The organism is Nocardia sp. NPDC005746, from assembly GCF_040630785.1.
In the GTDB taxonomy this organism is placed as follows: domain Bacteria; phylum Actinomycetota; class Actinomycetes; order Mycobacteriales; family Mycobacteriaceae; genus Nocardia.
Map to the genome: position 1 here is coordinate 159,663 of NZ_JBEXYE010000007.1, position 12,168 is coordinate 171,830.

10 protein-coding genes are annotated in these 12,168 nt (G+C 68.7%); 2 read left to right on the plus strand and 8 right to left on the minus strand.

Going from position 1 to position 12,168, the window contains the following annotated elements; translation table 11 throughout:
* Positions 1-3: 3 nt before the first annotated feature.
* Entirely contained in the window at positions 4-1,686 is a 1,683-nt protein-coding gene (locus ABZ412_RS15895) for an Hsp70 family protein (RefSeq protein WP_357281283.1), read from the minus strand.
* A gap of 49 nt (positions 1,687-1,735) precedes the next feature.
* On the opposite strand from ABZ412_RS15895, the gene grpE reads away from it, so the two are divergent.
* Both grpE and ABZ412_RS15905 read left to right on the plus strand, forming a co-directional pair.
* On the plus strand, positions 1,736-2,254 hold the full coding sequence (gene grpE, locus ABZ412_RS15900; protein WP_357281285.1) for a nucleotide exchange factor GrpE: 519 nt from the start codon (positions 1,736-1,738) through the stop codon (positions 2,252-2,254).
* A 71-nt stretch (positions 2,255-2,325) separates the two neighbouring features.
* The gene (locus ABZ412_RS15905) at positions 2,326-3,471 is read left to right on the plus strand and encodes a Rieske 2Fe-2S domain-containing protein (protein ID WP_357281287.1); all 1,146 of its coding nucleotides are present in this window, start codon (positions 2,326-2,328) and stop codon (positions 3,469-3,471) included.
* An 18-nt stretch (positions 3,472-3,489) separates the two neighbouring features.
* On the opposite strand, the gene ABZ412_RS15910 is transcribed toward ABZ412_RS15905, so the two are convergent.
* The 7 genes from ABZ412_RS15910 to ABZ412_RS15940 form a co-directional block, all read right to left on the minus strand.
* Positions 3,490-4,998, minus strand: a complete 1,509-nt coding sequence (locus ABZ412_RS15910; RefSeq protein ID WP_357281290.1) for an MATE family efflux transporter — start codon at positions 4,996-4,998, stop codon at positions 3,490-3,492.
* 713 nt (positions 4,999-5,711) lie between these two features.
* Positions 5,712-6,320 (minus strand): nitroreductase family deazaflavin-dependent oxidoreductase, encoded by a 609-nt coding sequence (locus ABZ412_RS15915; RefSeq protein ID WP_357281293.1) that lies wholly within the window; start codon positions 6,318-6,320, stop codon positions 5,712-5,714.
* A gap of 284 nt (positions 6,321-6,604) precedes the next feature.
* A complete protein-coding gene (locus ABZ412_RS15920) occupies positions 6,605-7,594 on the minus strand; it encodes a bifunctional oligoribonuclease/PAP phosphatase NrnA (RefSeq protein ID WP_357281295.1) in 990 nt (329 codons plus the stop codon).
* A 6-nt stretch (positions 7,595-7,600) separates the two neighbouring features.
* Positions 7,601-8,053: a 30S ribosome-binding factor RbfA gene (gene rbfA / locus ABZ412_RS15925; protein WP_357281298.1), complete on the minus strand. Its 453-nt coding sequence runs from the start codon at positions 8,051-8,053 to the stop codon at positions 7,601-7,603.
* 19 nt (positions 8,054-8,072) lie between these two features.
* Positions 8,073-8,363, minus strand: coding sequence for a DUF503 domain-containing protein (locus ABZ412_RS15930; protein ID WP_357281636.1), 291 nt, complete (start codon positions 8,361-8,363; stop codon positions 8,073-8,075).
* Between the two features lie 113 nt (positions 8,364-8,476).
* Complete coding sequence (gene infB, locus ABZ412_RS15935; protein ID WP_357281301.1) at positions 8,477-11,575, minus strand: translation initiation factor IF-2; 3,099 nt, start codon at positions 11,573-11,575, stop codon at positions 8,477-8,479.
* 107 nt (positions 11,576-11,682) lie between these two features.
* Entirely contained in the window at positions 11,683-11,976 is a 294-nt protein-coding gene (locus tag ABZ412_RS15940; RefSeq protein WP_357281637.1) for a YlxR family protein, read from the minus strand.
* Between the last annotated feature and the right edge of the window lie 192 nt (positions 11,977-12,168).

A 12,168-nucleotide genomic window follows, 5' to 3' on the forward strand; every position in this document is an offset into this window, starting at 1 on the left:
CGGTCAGGAATTGCGGCGGCGGGTGCGCTGCAGCTGATCCAGCTCGCGCTCCACATCCGCCTGCGACAGGGTGGCCCCGGTCTGCACCGACAAGGTCAGCGGCAGATCGGCGTCCACATGGTAGGCCGTCACGTGCAGCACACCGTCGAATCCCATCTCGAAGGTCACCCGGACTTCACTACCCTCCGGATACCCCGGCGGAATATCGCGAATCCTGCCCTCCACCAGCACCTTCGTGTCCTCGGGCCGGGTCGAGGCCGCCTGTCCCTGCTGCTCGACGATGGTCAGCTCGATCTGCTCCTGGTTCGCGCGCACCGTGCCGTAGGAGCGCCGCACCTTGATCGGCAACGTCTGATTGCGATGCACCAGCCAGCTCGCCGCCAGCCCGTTGAACGGATCCAGCGCCAGCACCCCGAACCCGCGCGACACCACGGTGTCCACCTGGATCTCGATCATGCGGCGCACCAGGCTCACCGGCTGGCCGAAGGACGCGGCCACCCGCACCAGCGAGCCCTCCAGGTCGCCGGGATCGGCGTCACCGAGCGGGGCGCCGTCGCGGAGCCGCCCGCGGGTCACCAGGTCCGCGGCCACCAGCCGCTCCATCTCCAGCTTCTCGCCGTACAGCGCGGCGCCGCGCGCCACCGACAGGTCGGGGTCGCGGAGCTCACCGGTGAGCCCGAATTCCTTCTGCAGCTGCTCGGCCACCATCGGCATGCGCGAGGAGCCGCCGACCAGCAGCAGCCGGTCCACCCGCCGCACTCCGCGCTTCTCGGCGGCGGCCAGCACGGCCTTGGTCAGGTCCAGGGTGCGCCGCATGAGCGAGGCGGTCAGCGATTCCAGATCGGAGCGGGTCAGCGGGATCACCGCCCGCGCGCCGTCGTGCGCGATCACCACCTCGGTGTCCTCGGCGGCGGTGAGCTCCTGTTTGGCCTGTTCGGCGGCCAGCACCAGCAGCTGGGAGCCGACCGAATCGTCGAGAGGGTCTTCGGCATCCGGGTTGGCCGTACAGAACTGCTGCGAGAGATACAGCGCCAGTCGTTCGTCCCAGTCCGCGCCGCCGAGCTGATGGTCGCCCTCCACGGCGAGCACCGAGATGCGGCGGTCGGCCAGTTCGATGACGGTGGCGTCGAAGGTGCCGCCGCCGAGGTCGTAGACCAGCACCGTCTCGCGCGCGGGTTCCTTGCCGAGTTCGATGCCGCCGTCCAGGCGCCCGAAACCGTAGGACAGCGCGGCCGCGATCGGCTCCGAGAGCACGCCCGCCACATCGAATCCGGCGTAGGTTCCCGCCTGGATGGTGGCGCGGCGCTCCTCGTCACCGAAGTAGGCGGGCACCGTGATGACCGCGCGCCGCACCGGTTCGCCACCGGAGAACTCGGCATCGGCGGCAAGGCTTTTCAGGATGAGCGCCGACACCGCGGGCGCGGACCACAGCTGCCCGTGCGCGCCGAACCGCCATTCGGCGTCGCCCATGCGGCGTTTCACCAGGGTGCACACATTGTCGGGGTCGAGCCGGGCCTGCCGGCGCGCCCCCTCGCCGACCACATGGTCGGTCGCGGAGGCGAACAGCACAACGGAGGGAACGGTCGGTTCCCCCTTCAATCCGACCAGCACCTGCGGCCGGCCATCTGCGTCAATTGCCGCAATTGCCGAATTCGTTGTGCCCAGATCGATTCCATAGACCCCCATGGCGGCGATGGTAGCAGTCGTCGACGACAGCGGGGTCTATCGTTCGTGCATGACCGATCCAGCCCCGGCGGCCACGATTCCCCAGGCGCCCGCACCGACCGCGGAGGAGTCCGCCCCGACTCTCGACCGCATCACCGAACGCATCGACGACCTCGCCCGGGTCATCGCCCGGCAGGCCGCCACCATCGAGCGACTAGCCGACGCCGCCAAACTGAAGATCCGCGACGAGCGCGCCGAGGCCGACGCGCCCCTGCTGCGTGATCTGTTCGCCCTGCACGGGCTGGCGCAAACCTTCGTCTCCACCTCGAATTCGGAACCGGACCGTCAGGGCTTCGAGGCCATCAATCGCCGGGTCGAGCGCATGCTGGCCGAGCGCGGCGGCGAGCTGGTGACGCCGTTCCGGGGCACGGCGTTCGATCCGGAGACCATGGAGGCCGCCGAGGTCGCGGGCACCGACGATCCGGAGGCCGACAAGACCGTGGAGTCGGTCATCCAGCCGGGCCTGACCATAGGGGATCGCTCCATCCGGCCCGCGAAAGTCGTTGTGCGGCGGTATCGAGGAGCCTGATTCCGGACCAAAACTGACACGTGTTCTAGTAGGCTGCGGGTGCATGGACTGATCGATCGCGGAGGACGCAGATGAGTCAGCACTATCGCAGCATCGATGTCGGCGAACCGATGACGCGGTTCGCCCGGGGGTGGCATTGCCTCGGGCTCGCCGAGAGCTTCCGTGACGGACAGCCACATTCGGTCAACGCCTTCGGCACCAAACTGGTGATCTGGTCCGACAGCAAGGGCGAATTGCACGCGCTCGACGGCTACTGTCGGCATATGGGCGCGGACCTCGCCTACGGCAGCGTCAAGGACGACAATATCGCCTGCCCCTTCCACGATTGGCGGTGGCGCGGCGACGGCAAATGCGCCGCCATCCCCTATGCGCGGCGCGTTCCGCCGTTGGCGCGCACCAGGTCCTGGATCACCTGCGAGGAGAACGGGCAGTTCTTCGTCTGGAACGACCCCGAGGGCAATCCCCCGCCGCCCGAGGTCGCGATTCCGCACATCGAGGGCATCGAAACCGACCGGTGGAGCGACTGGGACTGGAATTCGGTGCTCATCGAGGGCTCACACTGCCGCGAGATCATCGACAACAACGTCGACATGGCGCACTTCTTCTACATTCACTTCGCGTACCCCGTGTACTTCAAGAATGTGTTCGAAGGGCATGTGGCGACCCAGTTCCTGCACTCCAAGGGCCGTCAGAACATTCACGCCAAGTCCAACTACTCGCAGGAAATGTCGTTGCTGCGTTCGGAGGCCTCCTATTTCGGGCCGTCGTACATGATCAACTACCTGCACAACGACTTCGGCGACAACACCGTCGAGGTGGCGCTCATCAACTGCCACTACCCCGTCACCCACAACTCCTTCATGCTGCAGTGGGGCGTGAGCGTGCAGCGCATCGAGGGCCTGCCGCCGGAGAAGTCCGAGAAACTCGCCAAGTCCTTCGGCAAGAGCTTCGGCGTCGGCTTCCTCCAGGACGTCGAGATCTGGAAACACAAGACCCGTATCGACAATCCGCTGCTCACCCAGGAAGACGGACCCGTCTACCAGCATCGCCGCTGGTACGAACAGTTCTACGTCGACGTCGCCGATATCACGCCGGAAATGACGGCCCGGTTCGAATACGAGGTCGACACCACCCACGCCAACGAGAACTGGCAGGCCGAGGTGGCGCAGAACCTCGAGAAGCAAGCGGCCGCCCGGGCGAACGGCGCCGGCGACTAGCGACTGCGCCGGGACGGATCACGACATCCGTCCCGGCACCTCCGCACCGACGCGGGCCCAGCGGCCCGACAACGCCCGCCACGACACCGTGATCAGGCGCAGGACCAGGAAGGCGACCAGACCGGTCCAGATTCCGCCGATGCCCCAGTCGAATTCGAGCGACAGCCAGATCATCGGAAGAAATCCGAGCAGCGCCGAACCGAGGGTGGCGTTGCGCAGGAAGGCGGCGTCACCCGCGCCGAGCAGGACGCCGTCGAGGGCGAACACCACACCGCCGATCGGGATGATCGCGACGAAGAACCACCAGACCACATTGGTGCGGTCCAGCACCGCGGGGTCATCGGTGAACAGGCGCGGAATCAGCGAGTGCCCCGCGGCGAAGAACATCGCCAGCACCGTCGCGAACACGGTCGACCAGGCCGTGACCCGCCGGGCCAAACCCTGTGCCCCACGTGCGTTTCCGGCCCCGAGCGCCGCACCGACCAGCGTCTGCGCCGCGATGGCCAGCGAATCCAGCGTCAGTGCGATGAAGTTCCACAGCTGCAACACCAGCTGGTGCGCCGCCACCGACGCGGCGCCGAACCGTGAAGCCACCGCCGCCGCCGACACGAACGACGCCTGGAAGGCGAGACTGCGCACGATCAGGTCGCGGCCCAGCACCAGCTGCGCCTTCATGATCTCCAGGTGCGGCGCGATCGGCACATGCGCCAGCCACAACGCGCGCACGAACAACGCGCCGGACACCGCCTGCCCGGCCAGATTCGCGACCGCCGACCCCTCCAGCCCCAGCCGCGGCGCGCCCAGCAGACCGTGCACCAGCGTCGGGCACAACACCCCCGAAACCACCAGCCCCGCAACCACATACATCAGCGGCCGCCGAGTCTGCTGCACCCCGCGCATCCACCCGTTCCCCGCCATCGACAACAGGATCAACGGCACCCCGAACAAGGCGATCCGCACCCACGACTCCGCCGCATCGGCGATATCGGATCCACCGGCGATGGCCCGCGTGATCGGTCCCGCGAATACCTGCACCACCAGCACGATCGCCACCCCCGCCGCCACGGCGATCCAACTGGCCTGCACGCCCTCGACGACCGCCCCGGGCTCATCGCCGGCCCCGTGCCGCCGCGCCGCGCGCGCCGTCGTCCCATAACTCAAGAACGTCAGCTGCGAACTGACCTGCGCCAGAATCAAACCCCCGACCGCCAGCCCCGCCAGCGCCAAAGCCCCGAGCCGCCCCACCACGGCCATGTCGAACAGCAGATAGATCGGCTCGGCGACCAGCACACCGAGGGTCGGCACCGCGATCCCGAGAATCCGCCGCGGCCCCGCGGCCGCCGCCTCCGCACCCCGCGCCGCCACCCGCTCGCTCCTGGCCGCCTGCTCTGCTCCGCCCGGAAGCCGCGGATCATTGCCGGCCGCCCGCTCACCCCCGGCCGAGTTCGCCGCAGCACGGCCAGTTCCGGCCCCTGCCGGGGATCCCGGGTCCTCCCCGCCGTCCGCCACGATCTCCGCACCGCTCATCCGCCCACCCTCCCATACCGGCGCGGGCCGAACCGCCCGCCGACGGCCGTGAGCGGGCAAATATATGGTTCGAGTCCAGGCGCCCACCGACTGCCGGTTCACTCCCGAGCTGTCGCGCTGCACGGCGCACGCCGACGCGGTTGCTACGGCTCGCAATGGAAGCCGCGGCCTTGATCGGCGACGGGTACCCCGAGGCGAGCGACCCGGCGTCGGCACGGGTTGCCAGCGGCTCCGGCGAGCAGGCCGACCGCTCTCGACGACGCACGCCCTCACCAGGCGCTGGCGGACTCGATCACCCGTGCGCTGGGGCCCAGCCCGGGGCCGGCTCTTGGATCAGGCTCGCACGTCGATCGTCCGGCGCGCCGGAAAGCACGGTTAGATGCGCATGTCCGCATTTGCGCATGCGTTCCGATCGCAGACGATCGATGACAGCCATCCCAGCGCCGCCCGGAGGGCTCGAACGTGACGTTCACGGTGGGCCGACTGACGTAGCCACCGATGTGGATGCCCGCGGCCGGCATCCACATCTTGGTCCGCCCACCTGATCGAGGTCCAGGTCTGCAACTACCCGAATCTGCTGGCACCGTGAAGATATCGCGCACGATCGCGGTTTGCGTGCTGCCCGGCGTCAACCTCGACCCACCGTCCGGAAGCGGACTCGCCTCGCGATAACCGCGGCCGCCCCCCCGGAACAGGGCCGGAGGCAGGCGGTTTCATTCGCGGCGGGAGGCCCACCACAATGCCGCGACGGTGACAGCGGCGGCCGCGAGCGCCGGGCGGGTGTACGGGGATCGAGGGCGGGGCGATGTGGCGCCGCGGATGGCGGCCATGCGCAGCGGGGTCGGGGTCATGGGGCGGAGTTCGAAGACGCGGAAGGTGCGGCCGCCGGAGAGCTCATGCTCCATTTCGTAGCCGGGCCAGAATTCGACGGCGGTGTCCCAAGCGCGTTTTCGTTCCACGCCGGTGATCTGGGTGACGGTGACCGGGAAACGCTGGCCGCCGACGTGGACGGTGGCGACGGTCGCGGCACGCAGGTTCGCCGACCAGGACGGGTGTTCGGGGCTGCCCCAGTTGGATCCGATGAGCAGGATGCTGTCGCCATTGGGGACGTAGAGCAGTGAGGTGGTGCGCGGGACACCCGTCTTGCGGCCGATCACGGTCAGTTCGAGGGAGGGCAGGCCCGCGATGTCGAGGACGCCGTTGCGGCCCCGCGTGATTCGCCGGACCGCGCGGTCGGACGCGAGAATCGAGCCGGATGCGTGCATGACCCAGCGCTGGGTGCCGAGACGGCGGGCGACGCGGGGCAGAACTGTGGACGCCATGGGAATTCCTCACCGGTATCGGGAGTTCCGCGAACGCGGCCGCGCATGCCTTCGCCCACTTCGAGAATGCTGAAACGTCCTTGTCATCAAGCGTATTCGCGCGGAAGCCCCGGACTGTTCCCCCGGCAAGCCGTCGGCGGAGGATGGTTGTCGCATCCACTGTAATCACACAGGTTTAATCGCGTGTGGCGAGCCGGAAATCAGATGAGATCGGCGGCACCGAGGCCGTCGAAATCGGAACGACCGCCCGGCGCGACGATTCACGACCCGACCGAACGACGGCCTCAGTCACTCAAACGGATTTTCAGCGTCTCGACCAGGTCGTCGTGCGATCCGGTCGCGCTGTACCCGGCGGCATAGCGATGCCCGCCGCCACCCAGCGACACCGCCACCCGCGCCACATCGACGCCGGGAGTGCCGTCGGCATTGGCATGCGAGCGCAGCGACACCGTCCACCGGTCCGGCTCGGTCCGCGATTCCTTGAACACGGCCGCGACCTGCGCCTCGGCCGCGGTGCGAATGAGGTCGATGACGCTCTCCACCTCCTCGGACCGAACCGTCTCGGTGTCCTCACGGCGGACCACCGCGTAGACCAGGCCCGCTCCCCCGGCCACGTCGGGCAGCAACCGCGCCGACCCCAGCACCCGCGACAGCATCGGCAGCCACGCGAAAGGATGGGTGTCCATGAGGGTGCGAGTGATGGCCGCGCCGTCGATGCCGGTGGCCAGCAGCCGTTCGGCCAGGGCGTGCGAGCCCGGCCGCACCCATTTGAACGATCCGGTGTCGGTGACCAGTCCGGCGTAGAGGCAGTGCGCGATATTCGCGTCCAGCGGCTCGGACCAGGCGTCCAGGATGCGGGCGATGACACCCGCGGTCGACTCGGCGGCCTCGTCGACGATGTTCACGGCGCCGAAGCGGGTGTTGGAGCGGTGATGATCGATCACCAGAGTGGTTGCGGCACCGGCCAATCGGTCCCGCAGCACACCGAGACGATCCGCGCTGCCGCAGTCCACCGTGACCAGAACATCCGTCTCGACGGGGACCTGATCGGGTCCGACCAGCAGGTCGGTGCCGGGCAGCGACCGCATGGACACCGGCAACCGGTCCGGTTCGGCGAAGCAGACGACGACCGGGACCCCGCGCCGACGCAGGACCTGCGCCAACGCCAGCCCGCTGCCGACGGTATCGGCATCGGGCTGGATATGGCACAGGATGGTCACCGACTTCGCGGCGTCGAGAATCTCGACCGCCGGGGTGACGTCGACGGGGGTCACCGGTGGTCAGGCTTCGTCGTCTTCTTCGTCCTCTTCGCTCTTGTACGGGTCCTCGTCACCGGCGTAGGTCGCGCCGACGGCGACCTGCGCGACCCGCGCGTCGCTGGCACGGGCCTTGGCCAGCAGCTCTTCCATCTCGCGCGCCGCGTCGGGCACGGTGTCGAGCTTGAACGCGAGGGTGGGTGTGAACTTCACACCGGTGCCGGCACCCACCTTGGACCGCAGAATGCCGGCGGCGGCCTTCAGACCGGCGGCGGCTTCCGCGTAATCGGGTTCGGCGTCGATGGTTTCACCCATGACGGTGTAGAAAATGGTCGCCTCGCGTAGATCCCCCGTCACCTTGGAATCGGTGACGGTGACGAACCGCAGTCGCGGATCCTTGATCTCGTACTCGATCGCCGTGGCGACGATGGACGAGATGCGCTTCGCGAGTCGGCGTGCTCGGGCTTGGTCAGCCATGAGAGCGCTCCTCACTTCTTCAGTCTTCGGGTCCGAAGATGCGACGGCGTACCGACAGCAACTCTAACTCCGGACGATTGGCGACGTGCCGTTCACACTTGTCCAGCACCTCGATCAGGTGATTCATGCCGTAGCTGACCATTGCCACACCGAGCAATGACCGTCGATAACGGTCATGATCTCCGCCCTCGGTGACACTCACATCGAACCGTTTCAGGTCCGCGAGGATGGGGCGGATGACAGAGCGCTTCTCTTTCAGTGAATGCACATCACCGAGCAAGATATCGAACTCGAGCGCTCCGAAGAACATCTTTTCAGTCATATGAACGCGCCCCGGGGAATGCGCGCACAGTTACCCGGAAAGGTAAGGGGCACAACCCCGCCGGACCCTGGGGCCCGGCGGGATCGCGTGTACTGCTTCGCCTAGTCGCGCGGCTTCTCCCGCAGCTCGTAGGCCTCGACGATGTCGCCTTCCTTGATGTCGTTGTACCCGACGGTCAGACCACATTCGTAGCCTTCGCGGACCTCGGTCACGTCATCCTTCTCACGGCGCAGCGACTGGATGGTGGTCTCGGCGACCACGACATTGTCGCGGATCAGGCGCGCCTTGGCGTTGCGCTTGACCGAACCCGAGAGCACCCAGCAACCCGCGATGTTGCCGAACTTGGAGGAGCGGAAGATCTGGCGGATCTCCGCCCGGCCCAGCTCGTGCTCCTCGTAGATCGGCTTGAGCAGACCCTTGAGGGCCTTCTCGATCTCGTCGATCGCCTGGTAGATGACCGAGTAGTAGCGGATGTCCACGCCTTCGCGGTTCGCCAGCTCGGTCGCCTTGCCCTCGGCACGGACGTTGAACCCGATGATGATCGCGTTCGACGCCGACGCCAGGTTGACGTTGGTCTCGGTGACGCCACCGACACCGCGGTCGATGACGCGCAGACGCACCTCGTCGCCGACATCGATACCGAGCAGCGCCTCTTCGAGGGCCTCGACGGTACCGGAGTTGTCGCCCTTGAGGATCAGGTTCAGCTCCGAGGTCTCCTTCAGAGCGGCATCCAGATCTTCCAGGGAGATCCGCTTGCGGCTGCGCGCGGCCAGGGCGTTGCGCTTGCGAGCGTTGCGGCGATCGGCGATCTGACGCGCGATGCGGTCTTCCTCGACCACGAGCAGGTTGTCACCCGCGCCCGGCACCGAGGTGAAACCGATGACCTGGACGGGCCGCGACGGCAGGGCCGCCTCGACGTCGTCGCCGTGCTCGTCGACCATGCGGCGCACGCGACCGTAGGCGTCGCCCGCCACGATCGAGTCGCCGACCCGCAGGGTGCCGCGCTGGATGAGCACGGTCGCCACCGGGCCACGGCCGCGGTCGAGGTGGGCTTCGATGGCCACACCCTGCGCGTCCATGTTCGGGTTGGCGCGCAGATCCAGGGCGGCGTCCGCGGTCAGGACCACGGCCTCGAGCAGCGACTCGATGTTGGTGCCCTGCTTCGCCGAGATGTCCACGAACATGGTCTCGCCACCGTATTCCTCGGCGACCAGACCGTATTCGGTCAGCTGCTGGCGAATCTTCTGCGGGTTCGCGCCTTCCTTGTCGATCTTGTTGACCGCCACCACGATCGGCACGTCCGCGGCCTGCGCGTGGTTGATGGCCTCCACCGTCTGCGGCATGACGCCGTCGTCGGCCGCGACCACGAGGATCGCGATGTCGGTGGCTTTCGCACCACGGGCACGCATGGCGGTGAACGCCTCGTGACCGGGGGTGTCGATGAAGGTGATGGTGCGCTCTTCGCCGTTGACCTCGGCCTCGACCTGGTAGGCGCCGATGTGCTGGGTGATACCGCCGGCCTCGCCCTCACGGACGTTGGCCTTACGGATGGTGTCCAGCAGTCGGGTCTTACCGTGGTCGACGTGACCCATGACGGTCACGACCGGCGGGCGGACCTGCAGGTCATCCTCGTCGCCGTCGTCCTCGCCGTAGGTGAGGTCGAAGTTGGCGAGCAGCTCGCGGTCCTCGTCCTCCGGGGAGACCACGTGCACGACGTAGTTCATCTCCGAACCCAGCAGCTCGAGGGTCTCCTCGTTCACCGACTGGGTCGCGGTCACCATCTCACCGAGGTTGAACAGCGCCTGGACCAGCGAGGCCGGGTTGGCGCCGATCTTCTCGGCGAAGTCCGACAGCGACGCGCCACGGGCGAGACGCACGATCTCACCGTTGCCGCGCGGCAGCCGCACGCCACCGGCGATGGGCGCCTGCTGGTTCTCGTACTCGGCGCGCTTCGCCCGCTTCGACTTACGGCCGCGACGCGGAGCTCCACCCGGACGTCCGAACGCACCCGCGGCACCGCCGCGACCGCCACCGGAACCCGGACGGCCACCGCCGCCACCACCGGGACGACCCCGGAAACCACCGGGAGCACCCGTGCCACCACCGGCACCGGCACCGGCACCAGCGCCACCCGCACCGGGAGCTCCGCCACCGCGGTAACCGCCGCCACCGCCACCGGGACGGCCGCCGCCGGCACCCGGACCACCCGGACGCGCCGGACGGCCTGCGCCACCCGGACCGGCCGGACGCTGAGCGCGAGCGGGCATGGCACCCGGGTTCGGCCGCGGGGGCATCGAACCGGGGCTGGGACGCGGACCGCCGGGACGGGGACCGCCCTGACCGGCAGCAGCCGGACGGGGACCACCCTGGCCGGGGCCGGGGCGCGGACCGCCCTGACCGGGACCCGGGCGGGGACCGCCCTGACCCGGACCCGGACGCGGGCCGCCCTGCGGCTGACCCGGACGCGGGCCGCCCTGACCCTGACCCGGACGCGGACCACCCTGCTGCTGGCCCGGACGAGGGGCCGGTCGCGGCGCGGGACGCTCGGGCGCGGAAGAGAAGGGGTTGTTACCGACACGCGGCGGCTTCGGACCCGGCTTCGGGCCACCCGGACGCGGACCGGACTGCGGGGCGGGGGCGCCGCCCTGCTGCGCCGGACGCGGGGCCGGAGCGCCCGGACGCGGAGCGTCGGCACGCGGGGCCTGCGGAGCCGGAGCGGACGGCGCCGGAGACGCGGAAGCGGCTGCCGGAGCAGCGTTTTCGCGAGCCGCGGGCTTCACGGCCGGCGCCTCTCCGGGCCTGCCCGGAGCCGGACGCGCTGCGGGAGCTGCCGGGGTCGCGGGCGATTCGGCACGGGCGGCCGGAGCCACCGGTGCGGCGGGGGCCGGAGCCGGAGCCGCGGGGGCCGGAGCCGCCGGGGTCGGACGCGGGCCGGGACGGGGACCGGCACCCGGGGTGGCCGGCTTGGCGGCCGGACGCGGGGTGCTGTCACCACTGGGCTTGGGCGCCGCCGGCTTGGCGGCACCGGAGGGGGCGCTCTTGGGTGCGAGCGACTCCCGCAGCCGGCGCGCGACAGGTGCTTCCACCGTCGAGCTCGCCGACTTCACGAACTCGCCCTGCTCCTTGAGCCGCGCGAGTAGTTCTTTGCTCGTGACACCGAGTTCTTTTGCCAACTCGTGCACGCGGGCCTTGCCTGCCACTGCTCTCCTCACTCAGAGGCCGAGCGTGACAGCCCGCTTACAACGGGGCGTCCGCACGACCTCGACTAATTTCGAAGGCCGATCATTTCTGGGACTTCACGGTGTGCTCATGAGTGCTCGTGCCTGTTCTCTACGTAATGCTCCAGGGCTGAGATATCCAGATGTCCGGACACTCGTAGTGCTCTGCCGATTGCTCGGCGCCGAACTGCTTGACTCAGACAAACCGAAGAGGGGTGCAACCAAGCACCCCTTCCGGGAAGTCTGCGCCGCGGATCCGGAACGACCACAAGGGTTTGCCCACTCTCGGCAGACCCTTGCGCCACGACCCGCATCAGATCGGCAGCCAGCTCGCGTCTGCGACATCCGATGCAGGTCCGGACGGGTGCTGATCTTGCCGGCACCCGCTCGGCGCGCGGAGAAGTCGAAGACTCGCGCTGAGCCTGCGTCCACTCTACCGCTCTCACGTCCCGATCTCCGCATCCGTACCCCTTGGAAGTTACCAAGCTGTCATCCCAGGGGTCTGTTTCACAAATCCATTTCCGACCGGGCCGGACTCATCGAGCAAGATCAGCGCGGTGCCGGGCGGCCGCGAC